The 16,541-nt window shown below is 68.7% G+C and carries 15 protein-coding genes; 8 read left to right on the plus strand and 7 right to left on the minus strand.

Going from position 1 to position 16,541, the window contains the following annotated elements; translation table 11 throughout:
• Positions 1-230: 230 nt before the first annotated feature.
• Positions 231-1,220 (plus strand): SMP-30/gluconolactonase/LRE family protein, encoded by a 990-nt coding sequence (locus ACRDPS_RS23940; RefSeq protein ID WP_431504175.1) that lies wholly within the window; start codon positions 231-233, stop codon positions 1,218-1,220.
• A complete protein-coding gene (locus ACRDPS_RS23945) occupies positions 1,217-2,494 on the plus strand; it encodes an ankyrin repeat domain-containing protein (RefSeq protein WP_431504176.1) in 1,278 nt (425 codons plus the stop codon). The genes ACRDPS_RS23940 and ACRDPS_RS23945 overlap by 4 nt, the downstream gene beginning before the upstream one ends.
• Positions 2,495-2,715: 221 nt before the next feature.
• On the opposite strand, the gene ACRDPS_RS23950 is transcribed toward ACRDPS_RS23945, so the two are convergent.
• Positions 2,716-3,729, minus strand: a complete 1,014-nt coding sequence (locus ACRDPS_RS23950; protein WP_431504177.1) for a LacI family DNA-binding transcriptional regulator — start codon at positions 3,727-3,729, stop codon at positions 2,716-2,718.
• A 112-nt stretch (positions 3,730-3,841) separates the two neighbouring features.
• Between ACRDPS_RS23950 and ACRDPS_RS23955 the strand changes: the two genes are divergently transcribed.
• Genes ACRDPS_RS23955 through ACRDPS_RS23975 form a run of 5 tightly spaced genes read left to right on the plus strand, consistent with a single transcriptional unit; the run spans position 3,842 to position 8,873 of the window.
• Positions 3,842-5,197, plus strand: coding sequence for an ABC transporter substrate-binding protein (locus tag ACRDPS_RS23955; protein WP_431504178.1), 1,356 nt, complete (start codon positions 3,842-3,844; stop codon positions 5,195-5,197).
• The gene (locus tag ACRDPS_RS23960; protein ID WP_431504179.1) at positions 5,194-6,153 is read left to right on the plus strand and encodes a carbohydrate ABC transporter permease; all 960 of its coding nucleotides are present in this window, start codon (positions 5,194-5,196) and stop codon (positions 6,151-6,153) included. Before ACRDPS_RS23955 ends, ACRDPS_RS23960 begins: the two co-directional genes overlap by 4 nt.
• A complete protein-coding gene (locus ACRDPS_RS23965; protein WP_431504180.1) occupies positions 6,150-7,088 on the plus strand; it encodes a carbohydrate ABC transporter permease in 939 nt (312 codons plus the stop codon). Before ACRDPS_RS23960 ends, ACRDPS_RS23965 begins: the two co-directional genes overlap by 4 nt.
• Entirely contained in the window at positions 7,085-8,545 is a 1,461-nt protein-coding gene (locus ACRDPS_RS23970) for a class-II fumarase/aspartase family protein (protein ID WP_431504181.1), read from the plus strand. Before ACRDPS_RS23965 ends, ACRDPS_RS23970 begins: the two co-directional genes overlap by 4 nt.
• Positions 8,520-8,873, plus strand: coding sequence for a hypothetical protein (locus ACRDPS_RS23975; protein WP_431504182.1), 354 nt, complete (start codon positions 8,520-8,522; stop codon positions 8,871-8,873). The genes ACRDPS_RS23970 and ACRDPS_RS23975 overlap by 26 nt, the downstream gene beginning before the upstream one ends.
• A 250-nt stretch (positions 8,874-9,123) precedes the next feature.
• Here the strand turns inward: ACRDPS_RS23975 and ACRDPS_RS23980 are convergent, their stop codons facing one another.
• The 4 genes from ACRDPS_RS23980 to ACRDPS_RS23995 form a co-directional block, all read right to left on the minus strand.
• Positions 9,124-10,485, minus strand: coding sequence for a cryptochrome/photolyase family protein (locus tag ACRDPS_RS23980; RefSeq protein ID WP_431504183.1), 1,362 nt, complete (start codon positions 10,483-10,485; stop codon positions 9,124-9,126).
• Positions 10,486-10,554: 69 nt separating this feature from the next.
• Entirely contained in the window at positions 10,555-11,379 is an 825-nt protein-coding gene (locus ACRDPS_RS23985; protein WP_431504184.1) for a DUF1295 domain-containing protein, read from the minus strand.
• The gene (locus ACRDPS_RS23990; protein WP_431504185.1) at positions 11,376-12,614 is read right to left on the minus strand and encodes a class I SAM-dependent methyltransferase; all 1,239 of its coding nucleotides are present in this window, start codon (positions 12,612-12,614) and stop codon (positions 11,376-11,378) included. The genes ACRDPS_RS23985 and ACRDPS_RS23990 overlap by 4 nt, the downstream gene beginning before the upstream one ends.
• A complete protein-coding gene (locus tag ACRDPS_RS23995) occupies positions 12,611-14,623 on the minus strand; it encodes an FAD-dependent oxidoreductase (protein WP_431504186.1) in 2,013 nt (670 codons plus the stop codon). Before ACRDPS_RS23995 ends, ACRDPS_RS23990 begins: the two co-directional genes overlap by 4 nt.
• 190 nt (positions 14,624-14,813) lie before the next feature.
• Here ACRDPS_RS23995 and ACRDPS_RS24000 point away from each other — a divergent pair, with 190 nt between their 5' ends.
• A complete protein-coding gene (locus ACRDPS_RS24000; protein WP_431504187.1) occupies positions 14,814-15,146 on the plus strand; it encodes a type II toxin-antitoxin system PemK/MazF family toxin in 333 nt (110 codons plus the stop codon).
• A 223-nt stretch (positions 15,147-15,369) separates the two neighbouring features.
• On the opposite strand, the gene ACRDPS_RS24005 is transcribed toward ACRDPS_RS24000, so the two are convergent.
• Both ACRDPS_RS24005 and ACRDPS_RS24010 read right to left on the minus strand, forming a co-directional pair.
• Positions 15,370-16,218, minus strand: a complete 849-nt coding sequence (locus ACRDPS_RS24005; protein ID WP_431504188.1) for a bifunctional allantoicase/(S)-ureidoglycine aminohydrolase — start codon at positions 16,216-16,218, stop codon at positions 15,370-15,372.
• Positions 16,215-16,541: amidohydrolase family protein (locus ACRDPS_RS24010; protein WP_431504189.1), on the minus strand; the 327-nt coding region annotated here is incomplete at its 5' end. The genes ACRDPS_RS24005 and ACRDPS_RS24010, both read right to left, overlap by 4 nt.

Here is a 16,541-nt window from a genome sequence, read left to right on the forward strand (position 1 = left end):
CGGCCCGGAAGCGAGCCCTGAAGCTGGCTCTGAGGGCGACTCTGAGGGTGGCGCGGCATCGGTCGACATGGTCGCTACAGGCTACGGCCGGTCTCCGGGACCCGGCATCATCCGATCGGCTATCCGGGGTGTCGCCGTACGGCTATCCAGACCTCGCCGGTCACCCGATGTCACGACCCCTCCCCGACGGCGATCGTTGACGCATCAGCTCGACAACCGAAGGAAACACCATGCGTACGTCCCGAATCGCCGCCGTCGCCGGCCTTGCCGCCGCGGCGACCCTGTCCGTCACCGTCCTCGGCCTGGGCGCCCCGGCGCAGGCCGGCCAGGACCACGACCGCCGACCCGACCGCTACCTGCTCGAAGGCGACCCGTCCGCCCAGGGCGGCTCGAAGTTCGAGGGCATCGGCGTCGACCAGAAGTCCGGGAGGTTCTACGTCAGCGAGGTCACCGGCGGCGAGATCCAGCGGGGTTCCGCCGACAGCGCCCAGGCCGAGGAGTGGCTGGCCGGCGACGGCACCGACGGGCGCTACACCGCTCGCGGGATCACCGTCGACCACGAGGGCCGGGTGTACGTCGCGGGTGGCCCGAACGGCACCGGCAACGACCGCCCCGACCTGTGGGTCTACAGCCCCGAGGGCGACCTGCTGGCCGCTCTCCGCGTCCCGGACGACAACGCGTTCCTCAACGACGTCGCGATCGGGCCGGACGGGGCTGCGTACTTCACCAACTCCAACGACCCCACGATCATCCGGGTCACCGAGAGCGCGGACGGCTGGGAGGCCACCGAGTGGGCCGACGGCAGCTCGCTGATCACCCCGCAGGAGGGCTTCAACCTCGGCGGGATCGTGCTCAGCCGGGACCGCTCCGCGTTCGTGGTCGCCCAGGGCACCACCGGACAGCTGTGGCGCTTCTCCGTCGCGACCGGCGAGGTCAGCGAGATCGACACCGACGGCGCCGACCTCCGCAACGCGGACGGCCTGGTCATGCAGGGCCGCGATCTCGCGGTGATCCGCAACTTCGACAAGCAGATCGCGCACCTCGAGCTGAACCCGTCCGCCACCTCGGCGGAGTACGTCTCCTCGCGTGCGACCGACCCCGACCGCGTCTTCACCACCGGCAAGCTGCTGGGCGGGCGGATGCTGCTCGTCGACAGCCACTTCGACGAGGAGACCGCTCAGGGGCCGTACGAGATCGTCACCGCCAGGATGCCGCGATGACCAGCTCTCCGCTGCGGCGGTCAGTGTCAGCCGCGGTCTCGGCGTCCGCGCTGCTCGCCGTGCTTCTGGCAGGCTGCGGCGCGGCGCCGAAGGAGGCCGCGAAGCCGGCTCCGTCCACCCCGTCCGCCTCTTCCGCCGGCGTCGAGCCGGCGCGGGAAGCCCCTGATTCCGAGGAGCAACAGCGAATGAACGAGCAGCTGATCAAGGCCGCCTGGGACAACGATGTGGCGCGTTCCCGCGAGCTGATCGAGGCCGGCGCAGACGTCAACTACGCCGACGACACCCAGCAGAGCGCCTACCTGATCGCCGCGAGCGAGGGCTATGTCGACCTGCTCGACCTGACCCTCCGCAACGGCGCGGAGGTCAATGCCAAGGACTCCTATGACGGCACCGCGCTGATCCGCGCCGCCGAGCGTGGCCACGCCGACGTCGTCGGACGGCTGGTGCAGGCCGGCATCGACCTCGACCACGTCAACAACCTGGGCTGGACCGCCCTGCACGAGGCGGTCGTCCTGGGCGATGACGGTCCCGACGCCGCCGACACCATCCGGGTGCTCGTCGCCGCCGGCGCGGACATCTCTGTGAAGGCGGGCCGGGACGGGAAGACCGCCCTGACACATGCCGAGGAGCGGGGGTTCGACGCGATCATCTCGGCGCTGCGTACGGCTTCCGCGGACGTGGCTGACGCCGACGAGCAGCTCCTGCGTGCCGCCGCCTCTGGCGAGGCGGACTCGGCCGCGGCAGCACTCCGTGACGGAGCCGACCTCGAGGCCAGAGACAGCAACCGGCGTACGCCGCTCCTGCTCGCAGTCACCGGAGACCACCTCGCGGCAGCCCGTCTGCTCGTGAACCTGGGTGCCGATCCGGACGCCCTCGACGGCCAGCACGACACCCCCTGGCTGGTCACCGGCGTGACCGGGAGCGTCCCGATGGCCGACTTGCTGCTGGGCGCCGACCCGGACCTCACCGTGCGCAACCGCTACGGCGGGCTCTCGATCATCCCGGCCAGCGAGCGCGGCCACGCGGACTATGTGGAGCGGGTCGCCAAGACCGCGATCGACATCGACCACGTCAACGACCTGGGCTGGACCGCGCTCCTCGAGGCCGTGATCCTCGGCGAGGGCACCGAGCGCTGGCAGCAGGTCGTCCGCAGCCTGCTCGAGAACGGCGCCGACCCGAGCATCGCCGACCGCGACGCCGTCACCCCGCTCGAGCACGCCCGCGACCTCGGGTTCACCGAGATCGCCCGGATCCTCGAGCAGCACGGCGGCTGACCTGTCGTTTCGGCCCCAAGACCGAGGCCCTGACCGGTTCCCCCGCCGGTCAGGGTCTCGCCCGTCTCCTCGATGGGAGCGGACTGTAAATCCGTCGGTTACGACACGGTGGGAAGTACTCGCGGGATTCCAGTTGGTGACAACCGTCCTAGCCGATTAAATGCCATCCATCCGCGCAGCCCCCGCTACTGCAGATTGGCTTGCGTGCAGTGGGCCGAGGCTCACACACGACACCCGCAGGACTCGCGGACCATGAGGTGTGGCTCGCTGAGATCGATCCTCGGCTCGCCGAGGTAGCCCTCGAACTGGTCCTTGAGGATGATGGCCGCACGTTGCCCCAGGTCGTGGCTGTGTGTGGAGACGGTCGTCAGGGGTGGCTCCCATAGTGCGGCGATCGCGATGTCGTCGTAACCGGTCACCCGGACTTCTAGGTGCAGATCGTGGACCCTCAAAGCTCGGTAGGCGCCGAACGCCACGTTGTCGCTGTGGCACATGATCGCGTCCGGCAGAGTGCCGCCGCTCTCGAGGAACTCGTTGACGGCGGCGAAGCCACCTGGACCACTCGTTTCCGAGGTGACGTCGGAGAGTACGACGTCGGGGTCGAGTCCTGCACCGTCGATCGCCTTGCGTGCGCCGTCGAGGCGATCGTGCCGCGAATGCACGGGTTCACGGCCGCCGGCATAGAGGATCTTCTGTGCTCCGTGGGACAGCAGGTGTTCGGCGGCGAGGCGGCCGCCACGGACGTCGTCGGCGCCGGCGTAGTGGGTGGCGGCATCGGCGACGTAACGGGTCATGAAGACGTGCGGCATGTGCCAGGAGTTCAGAGTGTCGACGAAGTCCGCCGGAGTGCCTGTCGCGGGAACGATCGCCAGCCCCGCAACCTGCCGCTCGCGCAGTTCGCTGACGGCTCGCATCTGCGCTTTCACATCGTCGCCGGTGTAGGCGAGCAAGCAGGTGTAGCCCTGCTCGCCGAGGCCCGCGGCGAGTGAGGTCAACAGCTCACCGAAGAACGGGTTCTCGGGGTTCGTCACGACCACGCCGACGGTGTCGCCCCGTTGCTGGCGAAGGGCTGCCGCCCCGCGGTTGTAGACGTAGCCGAGCTCCTCCATGGCGGCGTGAACACGTTCCCGTGTTGCTTCCGAGACACGTCCGGTTCCGCGGAGTACGAGCGACGCCGTCGCTCGGGAGACTCCCGCATGCGACGCGACGTCGGACAGCGTTACTCGATTGGGCACCTCGTGGCCTCCATCACATTTTTGCCGGCGAAACCGTTGACCCCAATGGTAGATCGATCTAGCATTCTGGCAAGTGGTAGATCGATCTAGCAGACTCAACGAGGAGCCGGAGATGAAGAGGACAGTCCAACTAAGCGCGACGATCGTGCTGGCAGCGAGCGCGTTGAGCGCCTGTGGCGGCGACAGCGGTGACGACGGCAAACTGACCGTGTGGACGCTGGAGAGCCAGCCGGAACGCGTGGCGGTCCTCGAGGACCTCGCCGCCGACTACACCGCTGACGGTGGCCCCCAGGTCGAGGTCGTGGCCATCGACGAATCTCAGTACGACCAGCTTCTGACCTCTTCTGCCTCAGCCGGCGAGCTGCCTGACGTGATCGGCGGACTGGACCTGACCGGGGTCGGCGCGCTGGCGGCCAACGGGCTCTTGGACGAGGATGCGCCGGCAGAGGTCGTCGACTCCCTAGGCGAGGACACCTTCTCAGCGGGCGCCATCGAGCGCGCCACCATCGACGGGCAGCTCGCCGCCGTTCCGAGCGACTCGTGGGTGAACGTTCTCGTCTACCGCAAGGACCTCTTCGAGAAGGCCGGACTGGCCGCTCCCGACGACTACGAATCGATTCTTGCCGCGGCGAAGAAGCTCGACAAGCCGGGCCAGGTGGGCTTCTCGGGCTTCACCACCAACCACGAGGTCCTCGAGCACCTCGCCCTGGGCAACGGCTGCGACCTCGTCGATGACTCGGACAAGGTGGTCATCGACTCGGCTCAGTGCGTGGAGGCGTTCGACACCTACAACGAGCTCATCACCAAGTACTCCTCTGCCGGCGAGCAGGACCCCGATGCGACTCGCGCCACCTATCTCGCGGGCGGCTCGGCGATGGCCGTCTACTCCTCGTTCATCCTCGACGAGCTTGCCGGACTCAACCCCGAGCTCAAGCCGTCCTGTGACGAGTGTGCTGACAATCCAGCGTTCCTCGCCGAGAACAGCGGCGTCGTCACCGGCATCGCAGGACCGTCCGGAGAGCCGGCCCAGTTCGGCAAACAGACCAATTGGACGATCCCGGTCGAGGCACACTCCGACGCCGCCGGCTTCGTCGAGTTCATGATGAGCGACGGCTACGAGGACTGGATCGCGATGGCCCCGGAGGGCAAGGTCCCGGCTCGCCGGGGCACCAGCGAAGACTCCGAAGCGTACGTCTCCGCCTGGGAAGGCATGGAGTCGGGCGTGGAACCGCGTGCTCCGCTGGCCGACTACTACCCGGCCGAGGTCATCGATCAGATCGCAGCCTCGCCGGAGACCATCCAGGAGTGGGGAATCGACCAGGGGCAGGCTCCGCTGGTGGGTGCGATGCTAGGCGAGCAGCCGATCGTGGCCGCGATGACCGAGATGTTCGCGGGAAGCCTGACGCCCCGAGAAGCGGCCGACAAGAGCGCCGAGGACGTCACTCAGATCCAGGAATCCCTCAAATGACCGTGCAGCAGCCGACAGCGACCCGGAGCCTACGTCAGCGAGAAGAGAACCGCGCAGGGCTGAGGCTGGTCGGGCCCAGTGTCGTGATCGTGCTCGCGTTGGTGGTCGCACCCATCCTGTGGACCGTCATGCTGGCCTTCCAGGACATCGAGCTGATCAGGATCCGTTACACCGGGTTCTTCGGGTCCTACACGCTCGAGAACTTTGCTGACGTGCTGACCTCCAGCGACATGTGGAGCAGCCTCGCCACCACCGTCGCCTACTCCGTCCTCGGAACCGGCGGTGCGCTCACGGTGGGCCTCGTGGCCGCGCTCGCGCTGCGCCGTCCGTTCCGGGGGCGGACGTTGGTGCGGGCCTCCATCCTGCTCCCGTTCGTCGCGCCGATCGTCGCGGTCACCTTCGCTTGGCGCAGCATGCTCAACCCCGAGTACGGCGTCCTCAACGAGTGGGGGACGCGCTGGCTCGGCTGGGACGAGCCGATCCCGTTCCTGTCCCAGCGAAGCCAGGAGATCAACCTCTTCGGGGCACACGTGGACATCCCGCTCGCCCTCGGCACGGTGATCCTGTTCGAGGCATGGCGGACCTTTCCCTTCGCGTTCCTCTTCATCACTGCCCGACTCGAGGCACTCCCCGGAGATGTCGAGGAAGCCGCGCGGGTCGACGGCGCCTCCCCTCTGCAGACCTTCCGCCACATCGTGCTCCCCCAGCTCATGTCCACCATCGCCGTACTCACCGTGCTGCGGTTCATCTGGACGTTCAACAACTTCGACGACGTCTACCTGCTCACCCACGGGCTGGCCGGCACCGAGGTCGTCAGCGTGCGCGTGTTCAACCTCCTGATCGGCCGCGGCGACATCGGCGCCGCCTCGGCCCAGGCCCTCGTGCTCGCAGCCATCCTGACGATCTGCGTACTCGCCTATGGCCGCCTGCTGCATAAGACGGAGGCCACCCCATGACCGGAACCAAGATGGCAACCAACACTGCGACCAAGATGACATCCCGCCGCACCACCCGCACCATCAGGTGGTCACGCCACCAGATCGAGGGCATCGCACTTCGCCTGCTACGCCCCGTCGTGATTGCGACGCTGATCGTGGTGACGCTCTTCCCCTTCGCCTACATCTTCACGGCCTCGATGCGCGACCTGTCATCGATCATGCGTGAGCCGTGGCGGGTGTGGCCGACGTGGAGTGAGTGGACGTTGAGCGCCTATCGCGAGGTTCTGAGCTCGACCGCATCCGGAGGGCAGGGGTTCCTTGGGCTCATGCTCAACAGCGCCATCATCGCGCTCTCCACGGTCGTGGTCACCCTCATCCTGGCGGTCCCGGGCGCGTACGCCGTCTCGCGGTTGGAGTTCTTCGGCCGCCGTCGTCTCAGCGCGCTGTTCCTCACGGTCTACCTGTTCCCGACCATCCTGCTCGCAGTGCCACTGTTCGTGCTCTTCACCCGACTCGGTGTCCGCGGCGAGCTCGCCGTGCTCGTCCTCGTCTACGTCTCCCAGACCATCGCGGTCGCGCTGTTCATGCTGCGCAATTACTTCGACACGATCCCTGAGAGCATCGAGGAGGCCGCAGCGCTCGACGGGCTGGGCCGAATCGGGATCCTGTGCCGCATCATCATCCCGCTCTCGCTGCCTTCGATGATGTCCACGGCCCTGTTCGTGTTCATGATCGCCTGGAACGAGTTCCTCTTTGCACTGCTGTTCCTGGTCGAGGACCGTGGGCGGTGGACGGTCTCGCTCGGCCTCGCCCAGCTCACGGACAACCTCGAGATCCCGCCCACAGCACTGATGGCAGGATCCGTGGTCCTGACCCTGCCGATCATCATCGTCTTCTTCACCACCCAGCGCCTTCTCCAAGGCGGCCTCACCGCGGGGGCGGAGAAAGGATGACCACGACGCCGCAGACACCAGCATCCCCTGACCGAGCCCGACCACGAATCAGGCGCACCATCGCCGACGCCGCAGGTCGTGCCACTCGGTTCACGGACCACTCGGTCGAGGACGCCGGCATCCGAGACCTCCTGACAACGCAGGCGCAGTGGCAAGCATGGCTTGACGTCGAGTCTGCTCTGGCCCAGGCCCAGGCAGAGGTCGGCCTGATCCCTCGATCAGCAGCCGACGCCATCACACGAGCAGCCCAGGTGGACCTGATCGACCAGGAAGCGGTCAACACGGGCATCGCTCGTACGAGCCACCCACTGACCCCACTCATCGCCGAGCTCGCCCGGCTCGCCGGCACCGAAGCCGGTGAGTACGTCCACTGGGGCGCCACCACACAGAACATCACCCAGACCGGGAACAACCTCCTCGTCAAGGCAGCGCACCGACGAATCAGCAGCCTGCTCGATAGCTGCCTGAGCGCTGCCGGCCACCTTGCCGAGCGCGAGGCAGAGACCGCGATGGCCGGCCGGACCCATGGACAGCACGCCGTACCCATCACCTTCGGATTCAAGGTCGCGACCTGGATCGAGGAGCTCATCGACGACCGCCGGCGACTCCAACAGGCCGCCGACGACCTCGCCACGGCAATGATCGGAGGCGCAGTCGGGTCCTATGCCTCCCTCGGAGACATCGGTCCCGAGATCGAACGGCTCGCCGCCGCGCAGCTCGGGCTTCGCCCGGCTGCCCTCCCCTCCCGCGCGATCCTCGGCGGGTTCTCAGACCACATGTGGGCCATCGCGATGCTCTCGGCCACCGCCGCCAAGATCGCCCGCGACGTCATGACGATGATGCAGACCGAAACCGCTGAGGTCTCCGAACCGCGCAGCGCCACCTCGGTGGGCAGCTCCACCATGCCCCAGAAGCAGAACCCGAAGCTCACCTACAACATCATCGAGATCTCCGCTCGGATCCGGGCGCTGGTCCCCATCACGCTCGAGGCACGGATCCACTCGTTCGAAGCCGACGGGTCCTCAGCCCAACTCATGGACGAGACCACCGTCGAGGCCCTGGTCGCGACCGGCGACCTACTCGTCCGACTCCACGCGATCCTCACCGGGCTGACGGTCGACCGAGCCCGCATGCGGACCAACCTCGACCTCACCGCCGGCCTCATCTCCGCAGAAGCCGTCATGCTACGACTAGCCCAAGACATCGGACGCCAATCGGCCCACGACATCGTGCTCGACCTCGCCGCACAGGCCGCCGCCAATGGAACCAGCCTCGAGGAGACCCTTCTCCACGACCGCCGGGTGAACAGCCACATCACCGGACCGGAGCTCAAAGAAGTCCTCGCCCCACTGCACCATCTCGGCCTCTGCGCCAACATCGCCCACAGTGCAGCACAACGCGCTGCAACGAGTGAAGGAGAAGAAGTTGTCGGTGGAGCACGGACGCGTCTTTCGTGAGGCATGGATTGCCGGAGTCCAGAAGCACTACCCCGGTGACCCCAAGCCGGGCTACGTAGCCCCATGGGAGGACACGCCAGACTGGGAGCGCGCTAGCGCGGCGGCGGTCTACGAGCAGGTCCGCGGTTTCGTCGACACGTCAGGCGGAGCGACGACCAAGCTCACTCGTGAGCAGAAGGGCCGTTTCGTCGCGCTCTGCTGGATCGGGCAGATCTTCAAGCACTTCCCGGACCCGAAGCCTGCCTACGTCGCCGACTGGGACGACATGCCCGAGTGGCAGCGCGAGACGGACGCGGACATCTTCGAGCGAATCGAACAAGCGGCTTGACCGAAACCCGATCTGTACCTCCGAACCGCTGGAACTCGAGGCGTACATCGACTCGATCGGCGATGGCCGTCTGGTCCTCGCCATGATCGTCGGAGATCTCCAGCGAGTCATCGAATACCCCGAACATGGCTTCGCCATCGCTCAGGAAGTCCCGGAACCGGTCCATGACGCCTACCAGCGGCTTCTCGACGCTGGGTACACCTCGCGGCTCATGAGTTGAAACATGGCTTGGGTTGCTCCACAGCCTGAGTCACCGACCGCCGCGAAGCGCGTTGTACGCCTCCAGGGCCGCGACCCGCTGCTCGGCGTGGTCGACGATCGGCGGCGGATATCCGTCGGGCAGTCCGCCGAAGGCCGTCCACGGCTCGTGGATCGCTCGTCCTGTGAGCGACCGGAGCTCCGGGATCCAGCGGCGGATGTAGGTCCCGTCCGGGTCGAAGCGTCGGGCCTGGGTGGTCGGGTTGAAGATCCGGAAGTACGGCGCCGCGTCGGTCCCGCTGCCGGCGGCCCACTGCCAGCCGTGCTGGTTGCTGGCCAGGTCGCCGTCGATCAGGTGTCGCAGGAAGTGCCGGGCGCCGTGGGTCCACTCCACGCCGAGGTCCTTGACCAGGAAGGACGCGACCAGCATCCGCACCCGGTTGTGCATCCAGCCCTCCGCCAGCAGCTGCTTCATGCCGGCGTCGACCAGCGGGTAGCCGGTGCGGCCGGCGCGCCAGGCGTCGAGGTGCTCCCGCAGCGCAGCCCCGGTGACGTACGGCAGCCCGCGAAGCTCGGGTCGGGCGTAGTCACGCGCCGTCTCCGGGCGATGGTGGAGAACGTCGGCGTAGAACTCCCGGAACGCCAGCTCGCGGCGGAACGCCTCCGACTCGTCCCGGTCCGCCAGGTCGGCCAACAGCGTCCGCGGGTGCAGCGCACCGACCTTGAGGTAGGGAGAGATCCGGGAGGTGGCGTCGAGGTCGGGGCGGTCGCGCACCGCGGCGTACTCCCCGATCCGCTCCAACGCGTCCGCCCAGTGCCGCCGGGCGGCGGACTCACCGGGCTCGAGGCGTACGCCCGGGGGAAGGTCCGACTCCGGGATGGCCTCGGTCGGGGCGGATGCCCAGGCCACCCGGTCGGGGGCGCTGTCTGCCGGTGCACGCCAACCGTGCTCGCGCCAGGCGCGGTAGAACGGCGTGAACACCTGGTAGCCGGTGCCGGCGCCGGTCAGCACCCGGCCGGGGGTCACCGCGTACGGCGACCCGGTCTCGACCAGCGGCACCTCGCCGAGCGCGGTCCTGACCCGGGAGTCGCGGGCCCTGCCGTACGGTCCGTGGTCGGAGCTGATGTGGACCTGCTGCGCACCGGTCTCGGCGACGATCGCGGGCAGCAGCACCTCTGGATCGCCGTGACGGATGACCAGGGTGGCGCCGTACTCCGCAAGCTCGTCGGCCAGGGAGCGCACGGACGCCAGGAACCAGCCGATGCGGCTCGGACCGGCGGGCGCCAGCAGCCGCTCGTCGAGGATGAAGAGCGGGACCACCTCCGCCCCGTCCTCGGCGGCGGCGAGCAGGGCCGGATGGTCGAGAAGCCTGAGGTCTCGACGGAACCAGAGCACTCGCCTGTCGCTCGTCATCGGTTCACCTCTCCACCTCGAACACGTTCAACGGAGGAGTCCACCACGCTTCTCCCGATACCGGGACGCTCATCCGAGTGAGCCACGTGGCGGTGCCGACGCGTCTGCGCCTCGTCGCGGCGGCAACGGCAGGAACATCGACGTCCGAGCGGCGTACTCCGGGTAACCGGGCCGCTGCATCATGGTCTTCTCCAGCAGCCGGGCGCCGGTCGCATGAAGCAGGAAGTAGGTCATCGCCACCGGCGCGACGACCGTCAACGGCGCCACCCACCAAGCGGTGGCGGCCCCGATGAGCCAGATGCCCCACCACACGCACGCGTCGCCGAAGTAGTTCGGGTGCCGGGTGTAGCGCCACAGGCCGGTGTCCAGCACCGGCGGCCGGTCCGTGAAGCGCTTGTACGCCGCCAGCTGGGCGTCTCCGATGGCCTCGAACCCGACACCGACGGCCCACACCAACCCACCGACGGCGACCAGCCACCACAGCGGGTCGGAGCCCGTGACCGCGATCGCCTGGACCGGCCACGAGACCAGCCAGGCGGCGAGCCCCTGGATCCCGAAGACCCTGATCGCGGCGGCCCCGAACGGGGTGTCGCCGAGCATCTCCGCGTAACGCGGGTCCTCACCGGCCCCGTGGTTGCGGCGATGCATGTGCAGGGCGAGCCGCAGGCCCCAGATCCCGACCAGCGCCAGCACCACCCAGGGCAGCGGGCCGGAGGTGCCGAGCCCGACGGAGAGCACGGCGCTGCCGGCCGCCACCGCGACGAACGCGAGCCCCCAGGTCGTGTCGACCACGGAGAACCGTCCAGCCCGTCGCGCGGCGATCGTGGTGATGATCATCAGCACCGCGACCGCCCCGGCGGCGACGCCGCTGACCAGGAGCAGGTCGAGGATCATCCGACCTCGTCCCGGGTGAACGTGAGCTGTTGGACGTCGATGTAGTCGGCGGCGAACCCGGCCCGGGTGTACTCCAGGTAGAAGTGCCACATCCGCAGGAACATCTCGTCGAACCCGAGCGCCCGGACCTCCTCGGCGCGGTCACGCAGTGCGGTGTCCCAGCGTCGCAGGGTCTCGGCGTAATGGTGGCCGAACGAGAGCCGGCTGCGTACGCGGAGGCGGGTGTGCTCCTCGGTGACCTCCGTGATCGCCTCGGTCGAGGGGAGTATCCCGCCGGGGAAGATGTACTTGGTGATCCAGGTCTCGGTGTTCCGGGTGGCGACCATCCGGTCGTGCGGCATGGTGATTGCCTGGATCACCGCGGTTCCGCCCGGCGCCAGGACCTCGTCGATCTTCGCGAAGTAGACCGGCCAGAACCGCTCTCCCACCGCCTCGATCATCTCCACCGAGACCACGGCGTCGTAGGTGCCGTCCACGGCCCGGTAGTCGCACAGGTCCACCTCCACCCGGTCGTCGAAACCGGCCTCGGCGATCCGGCGGCGGGCCAACGCCGCCTGTTCGACGGAGAGGGTCACCGAGGTGACCCGAGCGCCCCGGGCAGCTGCTCGCAGCGCGAGCTCTCCCCAGCCGGTTCCGATCTCCAGCACCCGGGTGCCCTCGCCGACTCCGGCCTCGTCGAGAATCCGGTCGATCTTGCGATGCTGCGCGACCGCCAGGTCCTCCGCCGAAGGCAGCGGGGAGAAGAGTCCCGCGGAGTAGGTCATCGTCGGGTCCAGGAAGAGGGCGAAGAACTCGTTGGACAGGTCGTAGTGGTGCCCGATGTGCTCTCGCGCGTTCTCGGGGGTGTTCACATCGGCCTCACCGCGACGCCGCTCGTAGACGCCACGCAGCCGCTGCGCCCAGCCGGGGAGAAGACCCTCGAGGTCCCGGCACAGCACGGTCAGGGTGTCCCCGAGCTCCGGGGCGTCCCAGGCACCGGTCATGTACGCCTCGCCGAGGCCGATCAGCCCGTGCCTGCCGAGCCTGGCGTAGAGCTCCTCGGGCCGGTGCAGCACGATGTCCGCCGGCTGCCCGTCTTCGCTGACGCTGATCCCGAGCCGTCGGGTGGCAGTGCGAAAAAGGTACGCGGCAGCGGCAGCGGTGACCCGGCTGGCCGATCCGGTGGGCGTCGCCTCCAGCATCGGCCACCGGTCGCCCTCGATTGCTGGGGCAGTGAGTGTCTCGACGGTGTTCATCGGACTCCTTCCTGGTGATGGGGGGACCGGCGCTGGACCGGCAGTCGGCGCATCCACAGGGCGATCCCGTGGACGCGGATCCAGACGGCGCCGATCAGAGCGGCCGGTGCTGCGCGGAGCAACGCTGCGTACGTCGGGCGCTGGGCGACTCGGACGCCGCGTACGGAGGCGCCGAAGACCGCGCCCTCCGCGGTGTTCAGCCGAACGGTGACCGCCAGGTTCCCGTCGGGGCGGGGCACGGTCAGGTCGTAGCTGCCATCGACCCCGTGGAACGGCGAGACGTACATCGCCTTCTCCACCTGTGCCCGCTGCTGCTCGTCGGGGTGCACGAGATAGGCGTGCCGGTCGCCGTAGGTGTTGTGCACCTCGACGACGGTGGCCAGCGGTGCGCCGGACGAGGTGATGCACCAGTAGACGCTGATGGGGTTGAAGCAGAATCCGAGGGCTCGCGGCTGGGCCGCCATCAGCACCCGTGCGTCGGCCAGGTCGATGTCGTGGAGCCGCAGGAACGCAGCGAGATTCTCCCGGATGGATCGGCCGGGCTCGCCCAGGTGGTCCCGAGCCTCGAAGCGACCGAGGATCCCGTGATCGGGCAGCCGGTCCAGATCGACCACCCACCAGTGCGACCGGTGTACGAACCGGTTCCTCAACGGGGCCCGCCGAGTGTGGCTGATCGTGGTCCGGTAGATGCCGGTCGCCGCGTCCTCGGGCCGCTCCGCGGGAGTCGACCACGGCAGCCCGAGCCGCTCGGCGGCGCGGGCGCCGGAGCGGGCGCCGTCCTCGTGGAACCCCCAGCCGCGCCACGCGCCGGCGAAGACCAGCGCGTCGGAGTCGAGCTCGTCGGCACGCCGCTGGGCCGCCACCGAGTCCGGGGTGTAGAGCGGGTGCTCGTACTCCATGGTGTCGATGACCAACGCCGGATCGATCAGGTCGGTCCCGCCGAGCGTGACCAGGTGGCGTACGCCTCGGGGTGCCGGCAGTCGCATCAGCCGGGTCAGGTCGTAGGTGACCGTGACCTGACCGTGCCCGGGGCGCTCCAGGTAGTTCCACGAGGACCGGGCGTGCTCGCTGCCCGGCAGCAGGCTGGTGTCGGTGTGCAGCTGCGCCGTGTTGGCGGAGTACGGGAACGCGCTCAGGATCTCCCGCTGGACAGCCGTGGGCTCACCGAGCATCGCCAGCGACTGGCCGGGATGGGTGGCCAGCACGACGGCGTCGAAGATCTCGGTGTGCCCGTTGCCGTCGGTGATCTCGACCCCGTCCCCGGTCTCGACGACGTTGACCACCTTGGTCGAGGTCAGGATCCGGCCGCCGCGGTCGCGGATCGTGTCGGCGACCCTCTCGACGTACGTCGCGGATCCGCCGGTGACCGTGCGCCAACGCGGTGAGCCGAAGGCCTGCAGCATCCCGTGGTGGCTGAGGAACTCGAAGAGGTAGCGAGCCGGATAGTCCAGTGCCGTGGCCGGGTCGCAGGACCAGACCGCGGCGACCAGCGGAGCCATGAAGTGGCGGCGGAAGTGCGGGGTGAACCCGTGCGCGTCCAGGAACTCCTCGAGGGTGCGATCGTCGGGCTCGGCGGCGGCGACAAGCGCCCGGGCGGACCGCTGGAACCGTGGGATCTCGGTGAGCATCCTCAGGTGCGCCGGCCGCAGCGCCCGCCGGTCGGGCAGCGCGCCGCGCAGGCCGCGCGCGCCCGCGTACTCCACGCCCGCGGCCTCGGAGCGTACCGACATCGACATCTCCGAGGGCTGGGTCGGCACGTCGAGCTCGGCGAAGAGCCGGAGCAGGGTCGGATACGTACGCCGGTTGTGCACGATGAACCCGGTGTCGATCGCCATCGACTCGCCGTCGGCACCCGTCACGAGGTGGGTGTCGGCATGGCCGCCGAGCCGGTCGTCAGCCTCGTAGAGGGTGACCGCGCTGTGGCCTGAGGCGACGTAGGCCGCGGTCAGGCCGGCCACGCCGCTGCCGACCACCGCGATCCGGCGGCGTTCCTGGTCAGAACGGGTCATCTGGCTCCTCGAGGTCGACATGGGTGGTCACGACAGGCAGTACCGTCAGCCCGGTATTCGGTCGCCACGGCCAATCGGATTGGAAGCGATCGCCAGCGACCCGCCCGGTGCCACCTCGGCCACCTCTGCCACCTCCACACCCGACGTGGTCACGTGGGCATCCGCCTGCCATCCTGGGTCAGGAGGACATGTGAAACGTGGCGAAGTCTGGTGGGTGGAGTTCGACGAGCGGCGACCGGTCGTGCTGCTGTCGGGAGACGACACGTCCGGGATCCAGGCGGTGCAGATCGTCGCTCCGGCGGGTGTCGACCTCACCGGTCTGGGCGTCGAAGTGGCAGTAGGCGCCATGGACGGACTGCCCTTTGAAGGCGTGGTTCGGTTCGCGTTCCCGCGCCCGGGCTCTACCCCTTGTACGTGGCTGACCACCGTGTCCCGGGACGACCTGATCGAGCGGGCAGGCACCCTGTCCGCCGCGAAGCTCAGCGAGATCGAAGCCGCCCTCCGTCTCGGTGGACTTGGGTAGGCGGAGAAGGAACGAGGTGGCGTAGGGCGGGCGGGGCCGTTACCGGGTCCGGGTTGGGAGACTTCGGGATATCGCGGTCGGCATGCGGTTCTTCAGCTTCCAGGGCGATCGGTACCGAAGCTCCACAGGTTGCCCTCGAGATCGCGGGCGCTGTACCCGCGCTGGCCCTCCTCCGCGGATCCGTGCGGCTCACCCACGATCTCGGTGACGACCGCGACGGGCATCAGGTGAACTGCCGGCTCAGCTGGGCGTGCCGGTTGACGTCCTTGTAGAGCAGGTAGCGGAACCGCCCCGGCCCACCGGCGTAGCAGGCCTGCGGACAGAAGGCCCGCAGCCACATGAAGTCTCCCTCCTGCACCTCGACCCAGTCCTTGTTGAGCAGGTAGACGGCCTTGCCCTCGAGGACGTAGAGCCCGTGCTCCATCACGTGCGTCTCCGGGAACGGGATGACTCCGCCCGGCTCGAAGCTGACGATGTTGACGTGCATGTCGTGGCGTACGTCATCGGGGTCGACGAAGCGCTGCGTCTTCCAGGCGCCGTCGGTGCCCGGCATCTCGCCGCCGGGCACGTCGACCTCGTTGGTGACGAATGCGTCCGGTACGTCGATGCCGTCGACCCGCTGGTAGGCCTTGCGGATCCAGTGGAAGCGGGCGACCTGGTCGCTGGTGTTGTGCAGCGTCCAGGCGGAGCCGGGAGGGAGGAAGGCGTAGCCGCCGGGCGCGAGGTCGTACGTCTCGCCCGCGACCGAGAGCGTCAGCGCGCCCTCGACCACGAACAGGACGCCTTCGGCACCCGGGTCGAGCTCGGGCCTGTCGCTGCCGCCGCCGGGCGAGACCTCGACGATGTACTGCGAGAAGGTCTCGGCGAAGCCCGAGAGCGGCCGGGCGATCACCCACAGCCGGGTGCCCTCCCAGAAGGGGAGCTTGCTGGTGACGATGTCGCGCATGGTGCCACGGGGGAGCACGGCGTACGCCTCGGTGAAGACGGCCCGGTCGGTGGTCAGCTCACGCTGCGACGGGTGGCCGCCGGTCGGGGCGTAGTAGCGGCCAGGAGGGTTGTGTGCTGCGCTCATGGTCGGGCTCCTTCTGTGGTGGCTCTGCTGAGCAGCCGGCCTTGTGGGGCGGCCTCGATGTCGATCCTCTCGCCACGCAGCCAGGTCTCGCGGACGACGCCCTCGAGGGTGCGGCCGTGGTAGGGCGTGACGGCGTTCTTGTGATGGAGCCTCGCGGCATCGACGACGTAGGTGTCGTCGGGGGCGAGTACGCAGAAGTCGGCGTCGTGGCCGACCGCGATCTGCCCCTTGCGCGCGAGTCCGGCGTGGTGAGCGGGTGCCTCGGACATCCAGCGGGCGATGTCGGCGAGGGTGAAGCCGCGGCTCCTCGCCTCGGTCCAGAC

It is taken from the genome of Nocardioides sp. (assembly GCF_050699375.1).
Lineage (GTDB): Bacteria > Actinomycetota > Actinomycetes > Propionibacteriales > Nocardioidaceae > Nocardioides.

What these genes read in the sequence shown, in the direction of transcription:
- ACRDPS_RS23940 (WP_431504175.1), top strand. Translation starts at nt 231, where the DNA reads ATGCGTACGTCCCGAATCGCCGCCGTCGCCGGCCTTGCCGCCGCGGCG.
- ACRDPS_RS23945 (WP_431504176.1), top strand. Translation starts at nt 1,217, where the DNA reads ATGACCAGCTCTCCGCTGCGGCGGTCAGTGTCAGCCGCGGTCTCGGCG.
- ACRDPS_RS23955 (WP_431504178.1), top strand. Translation starts at nt 3,842, where the DNA reads ATGAAGAGGACAGTCCAACTAAGCGCGACGATCGTGCTGGCAGCGAGC.
- ACRDPS_RS23960 (WP_431504179.1), top strand. Translation starts at nt 5,194, where the DNA reads ATGACCGTGCAGCAGCCGACAGCGACCCGGAGCCTACGTCAGCGAGAA.
- ACRDPS_RS23965 (WP_431504180.1), top strand. Translation starts at nt 6,150, where the DNA reads ATGACCGGAACCAAGATGGCAACCAACACTGCGACCAAGATGACATCC.
- ACRDPS_RS23970 (WP_431504181.1), top strand. Translation starts at nt 7,085, where the DNA reads ATGACCACGACGCCGCAGACACCAGCATCCCCTGACCGAGCCCGACCA.
- ACRDPS_RS23980 (WP_431504183.1), bottom strand. Translation starts at nt 10,485, where the DNA reads ATGACGAGCGACAGGCGAGTGCTCTGGTTCCGTCGAGACCTCAGGCTT.
- ACRDPS_RS23985 (WP_431504184.1), bottom strand. Translation starts at nt 11,379, where the DNA reads ATGATCCTCGACCTGCTCCTGGTCAGCGGCGTCGCCGCCGGGGCGGTC.
- ACRDPS_RS23990 (WP_431504185.1), bottom strand. Translation starts at nt 12,614, where the DNA reads ATGAACACCGTCGAGACACTCACTGCCCCAGCAATCGAGGGCGACCGG.
- ACRDPS_RS23995 (WP_431504186.1), bottom strand. Translation starts at nt 14,623, where the DNA reads ATGACCCGTTCTGACCAGGAACGCCGCCGGATCGCGGTGGTCGGCAGC.
- ACRDPS_RS24005 (WP_431504188.1), bottom strand. Translation starts at nt 16,218, where the DNA reads ATGAGCGCAGCACACAACCCTCCTGGCCGCTACTACGCCCCGACCGGC.